Below are 16,128 nucleotides of genomic sequence, written 5' to 3' on the forward strand. Positions count from 1 at the left end.
CCACCATGAAATTTACCGATGTATTTATCCAGCGTCCGGTGATGGCGGTGTCTGTCAGCTTGCTTATACTCCTGCTTGGACTGCAGGCTTTATATAAGTTACAGGTCAGGCAATACCCCCAAATGACCAATACGACGATCACAGTGTCAACCAGTTATTACGGTGCCGCCAGTGATGTCATCCAAGGGTTCCTGACCCAACCTCTGCAACAGGCCATTGCTGAAGCCGACAATATTGATTACATGCTCTCTACCAGCAGCCTTGGCAGCAGTAACATCCAGGCCATAATGAAAACCGGTACCAATCCGGATGCTGCATTGGCGGAAATCATGGCCAAGGTCAACAGTGTAAAATCCCAACTGCCACCTGAAGCCAAAGAGCCCCAGATCGCAAGTTCCAACGGTGAGGACTCAGCCACCCTTTATATCAGCTTCATCAGCAATCAGATGACTCGGCCTCAGGTCACAGATTATTTGAAACGAAACGTCGTTAACCGTTTGGTAACGCTATCAGGTATTTCTTCGGTAGAGACTTATGGGCCGGAACTGTCAATGCGACTGTGGCTGAATCCCGAAAAAATGGCCACACACGGCCTTTCGATTGATGAAGTAAAAAATGCACTCACCGCCAATAACTACCGTGCGGCTGCCGGCCAGATCAAGGGTCGATTCAACCTTTATGACATCACCATCAATACTGACCTTAAGAGTCCTGAAGAGTTTGAACAGTTGATCATTGCCCGAACGTCAGAAGGTTTGATTAGACTGGGCGATATTGCCCAGGCCGAGTTTGCCGCTTTATCAACAACCACCAATGCCAGTCTGAACGGAGAAAGCAATGTAGTCCTGGCGATAAAAAGCGCCCCCAGTGCCAACCCGCTCGATGTAGCAAAAAGCGTTAAAGCCCTGATTCCGGATATAGAAAAGAATCTACCCGGTGACTTGCGGCTGAATATAGCCTATGACATTTCCACCTACATCCAGTCTGCAATCAGGGAAGTACTGCAAACCATCTTTGAAGCCAGTCTGATTGTTATCGTGGTGATCTTTCTGTTCATGGCCAACATTCGGGCCATGCTGATTCCTGTCATCACCATCCCCTTCTCTCTGATTGGCGTATGTCTGGCCATGCAATTCCTGGGCTTTTCCATCAATCTGTTAACCCTGCTGGCCATGGTGTTGGCAATCGGACTGGTGGTGGACGATGCCATTGTGGTTGTTGAGAACATTCAGAGACATATAGAAGAAGGAATGCCGCCTTTTGAAGCCAGTATTGTCGGTACACGGGAGATTGCTTCCCCCGTTATAGTCATGACTATCACTCTGGCATCTGTCTTTACGCCTATAGCCTTTCTGGGTGGCGTGACGGGGGCATTGTTCAGGGAGTTTGGTCTGACACTGGCCGGAGCCGTCATTGTTTCAGGCATTGTTGCCCTAACATTGTCGCCCATGATGTGCGCCACTTTGTTAAAAGCAAGAAGCACTACCCCCTTTGAAGAGAAGGTGCGAAAACTGCTCACTGCATTGGACAATCGCTATTCAGCCTTACTGGAAAAAGCACTCGCCCATTATAAAGCAGTGTTATTGTTTGCCTTGCTCGTCTTTTTAAGTCTCCCCATCCTGTTCCATGTTATTTCCACCAGCTTTGCCCCCGACGAAGATCAGGGTTCTTTCCTGTTCATGGCCACCGGTCCAAAAAACATTAACCTCGACTATGTTGATACCTACATGAATGAATTCAGCCACAGGGTTGATGAAATTGACGGAATCACATCCATTCTCACTATCTCAGGGGTGCCCGCCAGTTATCAGGGATTTGGCTTTATCATGGAAAAGCCCTGGGATGAACGAGGCAGCAAACAAAGCATGGAGGTACTGATCAACGAGGTACAGGAAAAAACCAAAGACATTGCCGGCATGACCATTTCGATCTTCCCTATGCCTTCACTACCCGGCCCCGGTGGTGGCTATCCATTGCAAATGACCATCAAAAGCAACAACGACTATTTAAGCATTTACAAAATAGCCCTGAAGATCAAAGACGAGCTGGATAAAAGTGGCAAGTTCCTGCACACCGAACTGGACCTGACCTACGATGCGGGCAAAATCACCGCCAAAGTGGACCACGACAAAGCCGGATCCTATGGCATCACCATGCAGGAAATTGCTGATACGCTCTCAACCCTGCTGGCAGACGACAACATCAACTACATCAACGTAGACGGCAGAAGTTACAAGGTTATCCCCCAAACAGAGCGACAAAATCGCCTGACTCCGGAAATGCTAAGCAGCTACTATGTCCGTACTAACGATACAACCTCCGGAAAAAACAAAGAAATCCCACTCTCTAACCTGCTCACCTACAAAGTGGTTGGCGACACGCCGTCACTGAAACAAATGGATCAGGCTAACGCCATTACGATTGGTGCAGTAACCACCCCCAGTGTCTCAATAGGTGATGCCATCAAGTTAGCAGAAACAACCGCCTCATCGTTACTGCCAAAAGGCTTTATTTATGACTTCCAGGGTGAATCACGACAGTTTGTGTATGAAGGCTCGTCACTCTATTTCTCATTTGCCCTCGCCCTCATCATTGTTTTCCTGATCCTGAGCATGCAGTTTGAAAGTTTCCGAGACCCACTGGTGATCATTTTCTCAGTGCCTCTGGCACTTTCCGGAGCACTCACCATTATGGCCTGGGGTGTTGCCACCATGAACATATACACCCAGGTGGGCCTGTTAACCCTGATGGGATTAATCACCAAACACGGCATACTGATCTGCGAAGTCGCAAAAGTCCGACAAATCACACTGAACGAAGATAAAAAAGAAGCGGTATTCCAGGCCGCCAGAATCCGCCTGCGCCCTATCCTCATGACTACCCTGGCCATGATGGCAGGTGTTGTACCTTTGATCACAGCCAGCGGTGCCGGAGCTGTCTCAAGAATGAATATTGGGGTGGTTATCTTTGCTGGGCTTGGACTGGGGACTTTGTTTACTTTGTTTGTACTGCCTACTGTTTACACTCTGCTTGGGGCTGTTCATGGGCCTTTGAGGGAGTTTCAGGAGCAGTAATTTGTCCTTCAATAGAAGGAGGTACTATGAAAGATGATCAGAGCGAACTTGATAGCAATCAAGAGCAGCAAAACCTGATGGCACTGTTGAGAATACTGGCCATTGGGCAACGGCAGATTGAACGGGGTGATGCTCAGATTGCAGATAATGTTTTCAAGAACCTGAAACAGAAGATAGAAACCGAGAGTTAATTTATGGACAGGCTTCATCAGGACAATACGATAAACTTCTTCCACCGCTGACCTGTTGGAATCATATGTGACAACACCCCACCCGATTGTTTATCAACCATCGGAATCAGGCCAACACTTCCAGCCCTTTTTGTTCCACCAGGTTTAGCAGCTTGAGTGAAGGGCCGTTAGGTTTTTTGGCACCCTGCTCCCATTTCTGTACAGTGGACTTGCTGATATTCAGATAAGCAGCAAATACCGCCTGGCTGGCTTTTACTCGCGTGCGGATTCGTCTGATTTGCTCGGCACTGTACTGCTTGACAGGAGGGAGGCACAGAGCGTCAAACTCTCTTAGGGTAATGTCGTCCATTAAACCTGCTTCATGGAGGTCTTTGACGTCATCATGCACTGTGTCCAGTATAGATTTATCCATTGTTTTTAATCTCCTGCAGTATTCCAGCCAATAGAGCTGCCTTGTCCAGTTCTTGGTCGAAAAAAAATAAGTATGTGCAAAATTTGCAACAACTGCGTAGGCAGCATGAGTACTGGTCATTAGCTTACAGCTAGCACTAAAAGTTCACCTGAATCAACCCATATTTCCTTATCAGCACCTCATGCGATACCTGTACCTTGGGCGATTTTAGTTTTTACTCTGCCAGACTGATGTCAGGCCGAAGTCCTTTACGAACACAGTACTGCTCCAGCCTGAGTTCAACGAGCTCCTGAACAAACTGGTATAGTTGGTCTTTGTGTTCAGAGCGAACAGCTTCCTTAAATGTAAAGTTGCCTTCCCTCACCTCGAAAAGCGTGTCTTTACCTTCGGAAAAAGCCTTTATAGGATTCCCTTTCCAGTAGCTATGCCAACCTTTCTCATCAGCAGACATTGATTGCTGTTTAGCTGGAAGCTCAGACTGATAGAGAACGGGTCTTCTCTTTAGAAGGTGCCATGACTTTTCTGCGAGTTTTTCTGTTGAAGGAGGATTAAGAAAGCCATCCAGTTCTAGAAAAGCATCCAGTAATATCATTTTGAAGCACTTGCTCATGGCTGCCTTTTCAATGCCATTGAGCAGGAACTGGCCATGGATGCGGTTCACTTCACTCTCAGACGGTGTCAGGTCTTTTACCTGAGCCAGCAAGCCGAGCCAGCTGCTGTTCTGCGAGCGAACCTTGTTAAAATCAGTACCTGTTTCAGAAATATAGTGATAGAACTCAGTCGCAGTGGGCCTGTAGCCAAGCATTGATTTCAGTGACTGATACTCGTCTACCATAGTGGCTTTCTGACTCCTCACCATTCGATCCAGAAAATCAATGACTTCTGGATCGTAATTGGCAAAGCAGCCATTGGGTAGAATCATTTTCCCGGTTTTGATCTGGTCTGACACTTGGCGGTAGGAGTGTGCGCCATGAAGTGTTATCAGCTTGGTCAAAAACGACTCATGGTTACCAATAAAGTCGATAACGACCAGATGTTTCTTTTCTTTGTGACGCCGCAAACCTCGACCCAGCTGTTGCAGGAATAGGATCTTGGACTCTGTAGGTCTGATCATCAGCACAGTATCAATAGCAGGCAGGTCTGTACCTTCATTAAACAAGTCTACGGAGAAAAGAATATCCAGATCCCCCGCTGCCAGCAGCCTTAACGCCTCATTCCTGCGCAGCTCTGAATTACTATAAACAGCAGCAGCCCTGACACCCGCTTCAGTAAATACCTCCGCCATATAATCAGCGTGGCGTTTGGATATACAAAACCCCAGAGTCCTGAGTTGCCTTTTCTCCTTCCAGTGGTGCAGGACATGTTCGGCCCTTTTTCTGGAAGCAAACGCATTTTCCAGGGCATAAGGGTCAAACTTGCCATTACGCCAGGGAATTTCGTCATAATCGACATACCTGTCGTTGATACCATTGTATTGAAAAGGAGCCAGCAACTGAGCATTGATGCCATGAACCAGATTACGTTCAAACACCAGATTATTGTCGCACAGACTGATGATGTCAGCCTGATCGGTTCTTTCCGGTGTTGCTGTCAGACCCAATAAAAATGTTGGCTCAAAATGATTCAAAAGATTTCGATAGGTTTTTGCATCAGCGTGGTGGAATTCATCGACCACAATATAATCGAAATGATCTTTATTGAACTGTTGCAGATGGGCTTCTCGACCCAGCGTCTGGACAGAGGCAAACAGCATATCCGCCCCTTTGTGTTACGCTGTTTGCCATTATAAAAACCGGTATGCGCATCAGGTCGTATTTTTACAAAGGTTTGCTGGGCCTGAAGTAAAATCTCTTCCCGGTGAGCAACAAACAATACTTTCTCTGCCTGGCACTGCTGCGTATCGAATGCAGCTAACCAGGTTTTACCAAGACCGGTTGCCAATACCACCAAGCCTCGCTTATATCCTTCTTCTCTCGTAGCTTGCAACGCCTGTAAGGCCTCAAGTTGAATTTCACTGGGCGTTGGCGCTTCAACCAGTTCTTCTGCTTCTACCGCTATAAGTTTGGTTTGACGTCGCCGTTTGAGATAGCTGTCTATCCACGAGTGACTTAATGGCTGAACAAGCTCCTGATTGAATATTTCATGGAATTGACGACGGATATGGATGAACTGGAAAGTATAAGGGTCATCCTGATTGCCATTACATTGAAGGCAAAGGTTCCATTCATGTCCGGTGGTCAGGGCTGCTTTACTGATATTGCTTGAACCTACATAAGCAGAGCCCTCAATACTTTCACCATCGCAGGTATGGATGAAAATATAGGACTTCATATGGAAGCTTTGCTGACCATTGCACTGATAGATTCGAATATCAGCACCACGCTCTTTAAGCAGCATCAGCTCCCTCAATGCCTGAGGATCTGTGACATCAAGATAATCTGAAGTCAGCACACGGATTGACGCGCCACGATCAACAGCATCAAACAAAGCACCGAACAGCAGTTTTAAGCCACTGATACGAATAAAAGCTACTGTGATTTCAATTTCCTGAGCACGGTTAATGGCATCAAGTAACTTGGGCAGTAGTGGGTCATCCATACCACCCGTTGTGAGTAACGCCGAACGGGAATCTGTAGGATCGAGAGGTCTTGCTTCCATGCTGCATCAAGCCTTTTTCAAAATAGCGTTAAGCCAATGCTCATTTTCACGACCAGGCCTTAAATCCTGAGTGACCCACAGTTTGGAAATCTTCAAACCGGTAGCTTCAAGAACCTTCTCAAGCCCCGACTCATCAAGATTGGTAAAGTGTCTTCCGCCACGGTTTTCTTCACCTTCACCATATTTGAAAGAGCAGTAAAAATAACCATCGTCTTTCAAAAATTGGCATAAGTGAGAAAGGGTTACGGTCAGTTCTTGTAAAGGAGCATGAAGCAGAGAGGCACAGGCCCATATGCCATCAAACATCTTGCCTGACGTATAATCCAGAAACAGGGAATGCTCGACTGATAATCCAGTTAGCTCTGAAGCCCGTTTAGCCAGACTCTCACTGCCATCAAAGGCTGTAACCTGATAACCCTTTTTCATAAATTCAAGCGAGTCCCTGCCCGAACCACAACCAACATCAAGAATATGTCCACGTTCAGGCAGTAACGTAAGAAAGTGGTCGTACAGTGCCTGAGCGTCTATAGACACTGTGGAGTCAAAGAAAGAATCTGTGTTTTGCTCGTAAAAAGCAATGGTCTGGGTCATGACTGAGCGAATCGGCATGAAATAATGTTCCTGATGATGCCATTTTCAGATCTGTATTTGTAGCGATACAGATACCAGAAAGTCAGTAGCGAGTCATAATATTCCCAGGAAGGCAAAACATTTCGCCTATAGACCTAAATCACTCCCTGAATATCAGGATTTTGAACCTGCACCCTTAATAAATTCGTGAGCAGAGAAGGGGTCTCATACAAATGGAATCTTTGTAAATCCATAAGGTATACTCAGGCTCCTATGGAGTTCTACAAAATCAGATACAGGATGTAGCCATGAGTGAAAAAGAGGTTATTGAATTACAACCTTATGAGTTGATAAGGGGTCTGGCAGAAGTTATCCGTCAAACTCAGCAGGAGATAGGCTATTACGAGATTAAGCCTGTTGCTGAGAACCAGATCGATGGCTTGATTAAAGAAACACTCAAGCGAGAGAAAAAGCTTCTAAAAGAAAAAGAAATACAGCGCCTTGCCGGTAAGATTTACACTGAAATAATGACAAAGAGCGTTAAGCAGGGGTTATCGCTACTGTCGAAGTATTACGCAGAAACCCAGAACATGAAGAAAAAGGACTTCTTGCTGGAAGAGCACAAAAGTAGCCGACTGGGCAGGCACCTGAAATATACGGGACAGAAGCGCCCTCCCAATACTGCAGCACATGCTATTGTCAGTGGCAGTCATGATGAAGCCAGGGCAGCCAGGAAAATCCTGGCCAAATGGAAAATCAGAATTGATGACCCTGACAATGGCGTTTTCTTACCCAGAGACTCAAGGTATATTCCACACCCAGAAATGAAAGATGCAGTGAATCATGCAAAACTACACACAGACGAATATTACGTGAACATTACTGCCATGTTGAGTCAGTCAGCAACAGAATATGAATGTAGACAAACTCTGCAGCTGATTGCTCAATCCTTACAGAATGGCTCATTGGAGTATTGAAGATGAAGGTTTATAAGGTACTGCCTGATACTGATTTTAGCCTGATGTATCCAGAAGACGATGTATACAACTCCGATGAGTGGGAGTTCAAGGCAGAGCCCCTATTGGGAAAACTACCCAACGTTTTTAATGCCTATTTTTCCAAAAAAGGTGATAAGCCACTGCCTGATATTGCTTACATAGGCATGTCAACATTTGCTTTTAGAAAAGAAATTGCTACAGAACTCGTTGACATACTAGAAGAGGCTGGTGAGATGCTGCCATTTTATGTGGATGAAGAGTTATGGTACTGCCTGAATGTAACGGTTCAGTCCAATGCGCTTGGTGAAGAGAACTCTAAATATAAGATTAACAATGGCATTATCAAGATGCATTTAACAGAATATGTATTTATAGAGAGTAAACTTCCCAGTTCCTCACTATTCAAAATCCCTGATGACAATTTCACTCATATATTCTGTGCAGACAGAAGAGACAACGATGAACATGTTCTGAACAATTTTTTTTGTGCCGTTTCAGCGAATGAGTACACTGGCCTGAGATTCGAAGAAGTTTTCGACTCAACCATTAATTAGCAATCTGATATTGGTCAACAATAGTCCTTATGAAGGATTACAATTACGCAACTGTATTGATGAGTGGAATCGCTGAGCAGTTCAAATCGCCTTTGCCGATTATTACTGTCCTTATACAGAAGGTGTCCCTTGGATGTCCCCGGCATGTTTTAGAATTGTTACGAAAGTTTTATTCGAAAAAACCATCCTGAATGATGGTTCCACGGGTAATTAGCCCTCTGGGTACTTCACCCAGGCGGATCAAGTAGATTCTATCTCTTTTTGCTACTGCAGGACCAGGCGACCTCGTCGCCATCTTTATTTTGCCTTCCACATGTGCCCACATTACGGTTAGGACTTCTTTTTTAATGATGGGCTGTTACTTCAACTTACCAAAAACAGAAGATTATTTATGCACTATTATTGTCTGATTCGGCACAATACCTTTACGTGACCAGTGTTCATCAATAGCTTGAGCAAAGTCACTACGAACCAATTTTGCTCTTTTCATCAACCACTCAGCACTATCCTGACGAAGATAAATACCTTCCAGTTTTTTGGCACCATAACATGATTGAGTATCCAGAAGATGGCGTAACTGCTCTAATGAAAAATGCCCTGTTGCTATAGCTTTAACCGGATGAATATCCAATAGTTCAAACATCTCATTTCGTCTCTGGACAGTATAGAAACGGTCGTGTTGACGATCATAAATATCAAAGCCAATAAACCAGTCAGGCAGCGTCTTATAAGCCAGAGAGTGCTGTGCGTAACACCATTCACCGAACAAAATCAGATCAGTGCCCAGTACATCAACCAGGTCAGATTCATAGCGTTTCACCCAACGCCACAGGTGCTTGAACTGGCCACCGGCATCCCTCTCAATCCATGCGCCTCGATTTTGAGCTCTGAGATTACCGTCAGTACCCAGAGAAAAGCCGACATTGGCACCGTCGACTTTTTCTTCAATGGTGAGCTCTGAATCCAGCAAGTTCCGGGCAACACTTTCTGGCAGGAGTTTATCGCCTCGGGGTTCGCCAGAACCAAGCCATTGAATATGAGGTGTATGAGGAAAGCGGAGGAAATCAGCGGTCATGGTGTTCCTTCCACTTTTGGCGAGACCATTCCTCTATCAGCTGTTCAACCTGAACGCCTGCGGCTTCCAGTATCTCCTGCCAGTCATACCAGTCGGTATCGCAGGCGTTAACAATCGTGCATGGCTTTTTTTCTTCATTAGATTTCATGCAGGCTGCAACGATTTTGGTATCGGCAAGGTCATGAATGACAGTGTTCAGCTGTTCGGCCAGAGCCGCCACTTTAACTGGGTGGGAAGGATCATCAATCCACTCAACATCTACGTAATCTATTTCACCACGTGACATTTTTTCAAAAACAACACGTTGACCATAATCCTGATCCGTCAGCTTATTTTGGTATTCACTGAGTATTTCCCAGTCACTGTCAACCACCATCCTCCCGTTACCAGCCTCAAACTCCATCAACCATTCGAACACTTTTTGTGCCGCATCAGGGTCTTGAACAGGATGGTTTTCAGACGAAAAAGGTGATTCAGAATGCTCGCCACTGGCTACGATGAAAACATTAGTATCGACAACATGGCGACTCATGAGGATTTACGCTCCTGCTTCATCCGAAGCATGGTTTGTTTGGCCTGTTCCCGAACTTCACCTGTAGCATCCCCAAAGAAATTATCAGGCCAGTTCGACAGTCTCCCGTAAGCGTCCATATCCAGTGACTTCAGAACAGCGTCAGACCTCTTTCTTTCGACAAAATACAGAGCACACTGTTCTGGTGAAGCCTTCTTTTGAGCGACCAGTGTCTGCATACGGCGAAACAGGTGTTCAGAGTGTGTTTCAACAATGAACTGGACATGCCGCTTTTTGCTGACCTCCAGAAAGAGCTCCGCCAACAGCGATTGCGCCAGTGGATGCAGATGAATCTCTGGTTCTTCCAGAATAATGGTGGAATATTTGGGAGCAAAAAAAGCCAGTACCAGTACAGGCAGAACCTGAGAGATACCAATACCGACATCTCTCAGGTTGGCAGCAACACCGTCTCTGTGAATAAGCACGTTATAGTGACCGGCGCTGAGCTGTTTTATCTCCAGCTTTTCAGCCACTTTCATCTTCTTCAACCATTTAGAAACCGATGAAACCAGATTATCACCCGCTTTTTTATTGGCCTGTGCACTGGCCAGCAATGCGGGAATAGCATTGCTGCCATCATCACCAATAATGCCGGGACGGGTACGATTCCAGATATAGGTACGTTTAGGGCGGCTTCTTAAGGGGCCAAGATAAGCAATAGATTCAAGCTCTCTGCGTACCTGAAGGCTGATATCCTGGACGATTTTACCCTCTGTCCCCAAAGCGGCTATAGCATCTGCGGAAAAGGCAATACCTCGCTCAGGTGCATAATCACGGCTCTTCAGGCTTGTTCGTGTTTCTCCTGGCTTGTAGAGGTTAAATGCGCTCCGCTCAGTTCTCGAACTTCGAAACCAGTTCTCGTTATCATTACTGAGTTTCAGTATGTCAACAACCGGACTCTTCTTTGAGTCCTGTGCGTATTCAACAGAAAAATAGCAGGCTGTTTTTTCATGCTGAGCATCAATTTCAATGCCGACCTTCCGCTCCTTTGGCTTGTGGGTCAGCAAATCTTCAAAGGACCCCATATCAACATAATCGTTTACTTCATCACCGCCCAGATTGAGATGTACCATACGGTCGGGGGAGGCAGCTGTCTGCTTCATTAAAAGCAGACTTTGCAACAGGCTGGATTTGCCGGTGGAGTTCCCCCCCAGTAATAGTGTGACCGGAGCAAGGCGAATATCTCCAGAAGCACGCCATGCCTTAAAATTTGAAAGTTTTAAACGTGTTAACATAATTACTATTTCCTTAGCTGCTCTGCTTTTCCTGCTGACCAGCGCGATTGAGCGGTCTGAATCTGGCTCGGCTCACCCATCTATTACTGCCCTCCCTTAGGTTACAGTATCCTGGGCAGCCTTCAAAAAATGTTCAGCGTCTACGCCAACGCCCCCTCAACCATGGCATCGGCCAGATGCAGGCGGTTTTGTTGGACTTGTTGGAGGTGGGTTTTGAGTTGGTTGCAGAGAATCATTAACTGTTTCACTTTAATGGTTATTCGGCACTGCTCTTCAAGCGGAGGAATGGGCAATACAGTCGATGCAACCTTTGCAACATTAAGGTTAGGCTGAGCCCCTCCAGCAGCAGCACTTCTCAGCTCCTCATAGGCCTTGATGAAGAACAGTTTTACGAAGGCTCTGTGGTCTACATGCTTTTCAAATAAACGTATAGCCGCGCACGCCTGGTTTGTACCTGCTTCAACCAATAGCTCTGTGATCTGCCCTCTTGTTTTGCCTTGGCCATACATGGCAATAACCAAGGTTCCTTTTGGGTATACGGTTACGTTGGTTTCTTTCACAGCAGTAATAGATACTTTCTCTTTAGTATCGGCGACGTATAGTTCACTAGTTTCGCCGCTACTTACCCAATTAATTTCGGCATCAGACCAATACTCTGGCTTGGCTCTTGATGGCGTTGCACCCGTGCCAACCTGAGAAAAAGTACCTATTCGCTCCCACTCCCACCCAACAGGCAACCCAAACGGCTTCTCATCTTCCCCAACCGGTGGCAGTGCCTTCTGCTTCTTGACCTTCTTCTCTTTAATCAACTGCGCCTTTTCAGCGGCGATTTTTTCCAGCAGTACAGAAGCCGGTTCATAGTCCGGACTCTTTCTCGCCTCGCGGCTGGCTTGGGGCACCAGCTTGCCCATGACGGCCAGTTGCAGCACGGTTTGTTTGAGCTGGTCGATGCTCTCTTCGGTGGTGAACAGGGTGGTGAAATGTTCGGCAATGCGGTGCCAGTTCTGCTCCAGTTCTTCTGCATTTCCGCTATTAGTCAGCGTAGCCAGCAGGTTTTCTACCAATGTCGTATGGGCGGCGAGGCTGGTTTCGGTTTGCTGTTCCAGCTGGTCGCACAGGGACATGAGTTCGTTGACTTTGGTGACTATGCGGTGTTGTTCTGTCTGAGGAGGAACAATTGCGACAAGATGCGTTAAATCTCCTAAAGACACATTTGGCATCGCACCTCCTCTAGCTTTTTCCTTTGTTTTTGATGCGACAAAGGAGTTCAAGAGAATAAGAAGAAATCTCACGTCAAAAACTAAAGATGTCCCCTTTATGATGGCTAGTGCCTGATTAGTATTTGCAGGTAAATCCTCTTTGGTAACAATGCAGGTTTTTCCTATTGTGCCAGCTATAGAAAATAATACATCGCCTGCTTCTAAGCTTGACCGTTCTAAGGCAGCATGCGTTTCTTCTGAGATATGCTGGCTTATGGCCGTTTTTTGGATTCGATTATTTGCAATATTCTCAACTTTTATGAAACTGACCCCGGAAGCCGTAAATTGATAGCCGACAGAGGTTGGCGTTGTCCCTTTGGTTATGACTAGGGATAGCTCTCCAAGCCTCGCTACGGCCCATTGTTCGGGTAGTTTGAAAGGATGGTCATCGACTGTCACTTCAGGAAGCTTTTTTGATTTCTTGATTTTCTTGTCTTTAATCAAGAGCGCCTTTTCAGCTGCAAAATGTTCCAACAGCAAAGAGGCTCGCTCATCCTCTGGATTCTGAGGCACCAACTTACCCCGGACAGCCAGCTCCAGAATCAGCTCCCGAAGCTTCTTAATGCCATACAGATCAATCTTTTTGCTGGAACCCCGACCCGTCGTCGAACGCTGCTGAATAGCAGACGCCCAAAGTCCCAGGTTTTCCGTAATTACAGCCGGTGTATCTAATTGGTTCATAAAGTCGTTCAATTCGGTTCTGCCGCCAGCATATTCATAACCAAGCGGATCAATGTCTCTTTCTGCTTCGGGTCGGATTCGGCGACCAGCAGCGTCAGGGCAGCCAGGCCTGTGTCGTTAATGACGGGTTCGCCGGTATCGTTCAGTAATCGGCCATTGCGGTGCAGAAAATCCACAAACAGGAAGGCACCGCTGCGTTTATTGCCATCGGTAAAAGGGTGGTTCTTGACCATAAAGTAGAGCAAGTGGGCAGCTTTACTCTCAATGGTTGGGTACGCTGGTTCACCAAAAGCGGTTTGATCAAGGTTGCCCAATAGTGCACCCAGGCCATCACCCCGAGGTTTGGCAAACAGATCTGTGGCTTCGCCCCGTTCGATCAGATTTTGTTTCAGTTCTGCCAGTGAGGCCTCAGCTTCCTGCTCTGTAGGCAGAGTGCCGCCCTGCTGGCCGGAAGGTTTATTCAGCAAACCTTCATCGTAGCGCTGCAGCCAAAGAAAGGTTTGGGTGTAACGGCTGACAATTTCTACCAGCCCACGCCCAGTACTGCTGTTTAGTTCAGGTGATGATGCAGCCTTTCGCACCAGTTTGAGCGCAGCCTCAAGTTCCAGCGCATTTTGCTCAAATCTCTGCTGATTGATGGTATAGCCACGGGTGAGGTGGTCATTGATTATGCGGGTAGCCCATTGCCTGAACAGCACAGCACGTTTGGAGTTTACTCGATAGCCAACAGAGATAATGGCGTCCAGATCATAATGCTTCAGGTTCCGGCGCACCTGCCTTTTACCTTCAGTTTGAACTACTAAGAAATCCTTAGAAGTTGAATTTTCTTCAAGCTCCTGCTCATGAAAGATGTTCTTCAAGTGCATCAGAATGTTTTCTGGAGTGGTGTCAAACAGTTGCCCCATCTGGCGCTGTGTTAACCAAATGGTTTCCTGGCTCAGTTGTACACTGATTTCACCATTCTCACTGGCAAAAATTTGAATTTCATTCTGATCGGGCTGACCGGGCATTCGTTAATCCCTATTGATTTTGAGTGAGCGCCTTGCCAAGAATAGCCTTCAGCTCATTGTGCAGACCAGCAATTTGCTCTTGTTGCCGGGCATAATCTGCCAGCAGCTCTTCCGGATCATGGCTGATGACTTCGCCTTCGTGAGGATTCTTGATATCCAGATTGAAGTTGCGCTCAATCACTTCATCAATGCTGACTTTCCAGGCGTGTTCGTTTTCTACCCGTGCGGCAAAGCCGTCGGCTTCATCGCCCCACCATGCCTGTTCTGCCTTAAATTCTTCAAACTTCATAGGCTTGGTTTTGCTGTAGTTCTTCACACCTTCCGGATACGGGTGCTCGTAGAACCAGATATCCTGAGTCGGCTGACCTTTGGTGAAAAATAGAATGTTGGTTTTAATGCCGGTGTACGGATTAAACACGCCGTTGGGCAGGCGCACAATGGTGTGCAGGTTGCACTCCTCACAGAGCAGTTTCTTGATCTTGGTTTTTACGCCTTCGCCAAACAGGGTGCCATCGGGTAATACGACAGCGGCTCGGCCACCTTTCTTTTCTGAAGAGTCGGCCAGGATTTCAATAATCAGCTGCAGGAACAGATCTGCCGTTTCACGGGTTTGCAGTTCTGCCGGGAAGTTCTTCTCAATGCCATCTTCCTCGGTGCCGCCAAAGGGAGGGTTGGTGACGATCACATCAATCTCTTCGTCCCAGCTGCTCAGAGGCTTGTTGAGGGTGTTGCCGTGTTTGATCTGTACCGGCACTTCAATGCCGTGCAGCAGCATATTAGTGGTGCAGAGCAGGTGCGGAAGCTGTTTTTTCTCAACACCGTGAATACTCTTTTGCAGCGCCTGATGGTCTTCGGTGGTTCTTACCTGAGGTTTCAGGTGGTCTACCGAGCAGGCCAGGAAGCCGCCTGTACCACAGGCAGGGTCCATAATGCTTTCGCCCAGTTGCGGGTTCACGCGATCGACCATAAAACGGGTGACGGCACGGGGCGTATAGAACTCACCGGCGTTACCGGCGCTTTGCAGGTCACGGAGAATCTGTTCGTAAATATCACCGAACAGGTGTCGTTCTTTGGAGTCGGTAAAGTCTACCTCGTTCAGCTTATTGATCACCTGTCGTAGTAGAGTGCCGTTCTTCATGTAGTTGAAGGCATCGCTGAAGGCCTCTTTCACAACAAAACCACGAGGATTGGTGTGAATGGGGGCGGTCAGGTTTTTCAGTCTTGGGAACAGGTCTGCGTTGATAAACTCCAGCAGTTCTTCGCCGGTCATGCCCTGGTTGTCTGCTGCCCAGCTTCTCCATAGATACTGCTCGGGAATCGGCAAGCGATAATCGTCCAGCTCAAATTCCAGTTCTTCTTCCTGAGCATCGAACACTTTCAGAAACAGCAGCCAGGACATCTGCCCCAGTCGTTGAGCATCGCCATCAACACCGGCGTCTTTACGCATGATGTCCTGAATGGATTTGATTACGGAACTGGTCGACATATTAATCTCTTGATCACTATAAAAGTCGCTGAAGATAAGGCTGAAAATTGTCTGCTATGCTACTGCAACGACTAATAAAAAACAGGGTATGTAGTATGGGTCTGGAATCGCAAGTGCTTCAACTTCAGGCAAAGCATAAAGCATTGGATGAAGCCTTTCTCGAATATCATCAAATTGTTACCGGAACACAGGATGTTGTCGCCCTGATGCTCAAGGAACAGCGCGAATACCATGGTAAAACGGACTATCGCCTGGACTGCATTGAACGCTCTCTGGAAGCCTTCAAGGATGAAACCCGTGAGAACTTCAAGCAACTTCAGTTACTGATTACCCAGCTTCATTCAAACCATTGAC

Annotated in this window: 16 protein-coding genes; 5 read left to right on the plus strand and 11 right to left on the minus strand. The window is 46.8% G+C overall.

All coding sequences use genetic code 11. The features are described from left to right. The first annotated feature begins 5 nt into the window (after positions 1-5). A complete protein-coding gene (locus WG89_RS24900; RefSeq protein WP_062270387.1) occupies positions 6-3,074 on the plus strand; it encodes an efflux RND transporter permease subunit in 3,069 nt (1,022 codons plus the stop codon). 26 nt (positions 3,075-3,100) lie between these two features. Beyond that, on the plus strand, positions 3,101-3,265 hold the full coding sequence (locus WG89_RS30675) for a hypothetical protein (RefSeq protein WP_153301814.1): 165 nt from the start codon (positions 3,101-3,103) through the stop codon (positions 3,263-3,265). 106 nt (positions 3,266-3,371) lie between these two features. On the opposite strand, the gene WG89_RS24905 is transcribed toward WG89_RS30675, so the two are convergent. The 4 genes from WG89_RS24905 to WG89_RS24920 all read right to left on the minus strand — a co-directional run bounded on the left by WG89_RS24905 (position 3,372) and on the right by WG89_RS24920 (position 6,944). Continuing rightward, a complete protein-coding gene (locus tag WG89_RS24905) occupies positions 3,372-3,677 on the minus strand; it encodes a helix-turn-helix domain-containing protein (RefSeq protein WP_062270417.1) in 306 nt (101 codons plus the stop codon). A gap of 214 nt (positions 3,678-3,891) precedes the next feature. Beyond that, complete coding sequence (locus tag WG89_RS24910) at positions 3,892-5,406, minus strand: DEAD/DEAH box helicase (RefSeq protein ID WP_281177725.1); 1,515 nt, start codon at positions 5,404-5,406, stop codon at positions 3,892-3,894. After that, entirely contained in the window at positions 5,301-6,335 is a 1,035-nt protein-coding gene (locus WG89_RS31775) for a DEAD/DEAH box helicase (protein WP_062270389.1), read from the minus strand. The genes WG89_RS24910 and WG89_RS31775 overlap by 106 nt, the downstream gene beginning before the upstream one ends. Positions 6,336-6,341: 6 nt before the next feature. Next, complete coding sequence (locus tag WG89_RS24920) at positions 6,342-6,944, minus strand: class I SAM-dependent methyltransferase (RefSeq protein ID WP_245662974.1); 603 nt, start codon at positions 6,942-6,944, stop codon at positions 6,342-6,344. Positions 6,945-7,213: 269 nt separating this feature from the next. On the opposite strand from WG89_RS24920, the gene WG89_RS24925 reads away from it, so the two are divergent. Continuing rightward, positions 7,214-7,882: an AHH domain-containing protein gene (locus WG89_RS24925; RefSeq protein WP_062270390.1), complete on the plus strand. Its 669-nt coding sequence runs from the start codon at positions 7,214-7,216 to the stop codon at positions 7,880-7,882. A gap of 2 nt (positions 7,883-7,884) precedes the next feature. Next, positions 7,885-8,457, plus strand: a complete 573-nt coding sequence (locus WG89_RS24930) for a hypothetical protein (RefSeq protein WP_062270391.1) — start codon at positions 7,885-7,887, stop codon at positions 8,455-8,457. Positions 8,458-8,626: 169 nt separating this feature from the next. On the opposite strand, the gene WG89_RS32760 is transcribed toward WG89_RS24930, so the two are convergent. The 7 genes from WG89_RS32760 to WG89_RS24960 all read right to left on the minus strand — a co-directional run bounded on the left by WG89_RS32760 (position 8,627) and on the right by WG89_RS24960 (position 15,774). After that, positions 8,627-8,752: a hypothetical protein gene (locus WG89_RS32760; RefSeq protein WP_281177724.1), complete on the minus strand. Its 126-nt coding sequence runs from the start codon at positions 8,750-8,752 to the stop codon at positions 8,627-8,629. A gap of 90 nt (positions 8,753-8,842) precedes the next feature. Then, positions 8,843-9,532, minus strand: a complete 690-nt coding sequence (locus WG89_RS24935) for an RNA ligase family protein (protein WP_062270392.1) — start codon at positions 9,530-9,532, stop codon at positions 8,843-8,845. Then, complete coding sequence (locus WG89_RS24940) at positions 9,522-10,064, minus strand: hypothetical protein (RefSeq protein WP_062270393.1); 543 nt, start codon at positions 10,062-10,064, stop codon at positions 9,522-9,524. The genes WG89_RS24935 and WG89_RS24940 overlap by 11 nt, the downstream gene beginning before the upstream one ends. Beyond that, entirely contained in the window at positions 10,061-11,338 is a 1,278-nt protein-coding gene (locus WG89_RS24945) for an AAA family ATPase (protein WP_062270394.1), read from the minus strand. Before WG89_RS24945 ends, WG89_RS24940 begins: the two co-directional genes overlap by 4 nt. A 140-nt stretch (positions 11,339-11,478) precedes the next feature. Next, positions 11,479-13,278, minus strand: coding sequence for a restriction endonuclease subunit S (locus WG89_RS24950; RefSeq protein WP_062270419.1), 1,800 nt, complete (start codon positions 13,276-13,278; stop codon positions 11,479-11,481). An 8-nt stretch (positions 13,279-13,286) separates the two neighbouring features. Then, complete coding sequence (locus WG89_RS24955) at positions 13,287-14,288, minus strand: virulence RhuM family protein/type II toxin-antitoxin system death-on-curing family toxin (protein WP_062270395.1); 1,002 nt, start codon at positions 14,286-14,288, stop codon at positions 13,287-13,289. Between the two features lie 10 nt (positions 14,289-14,298). Next, positions 14,299-15,774: an N-6 DNA methylase gene (locus WG89_RS24960; protein WP_062270396.1), complete on the minus strand. Its 1,476-nt coding sequence runs from the start codon at positions 15,772-15,774 to the stop codon at positions 14,299-14,301. A 95-nt stretch (positions 15,775-15,869) separates the two neighbouring features. Here WG89_RS24960 and WG89_RS24965 point away from each other — a divergent pair, with 95 nt between their 5' ends. Then, on the plus strand, positions 15,870-16,127 hold the full coding sequence (locus tag WG89_RS24965) for a hypothetical protein (RefSeq protein ID WP_062270397.1): 258 nt from the start codon (positions 15,870-15,872) through the stop codon (positions 16,125-16,127). Position 16,128: the final 1 nt, after the last annotated feature.

It is taken from the genome of Endozoicomonas arenosclerae (assembly GCF_001562015.1).
Taxonomy (GTDB): Bacteria; Pseudomonadota; Gammaproteobacteria; order Pseudomonadales; family Endozoicomonadaceae; genus Endozoicomonas_A; species Endozoicomonas_A arenosclerae.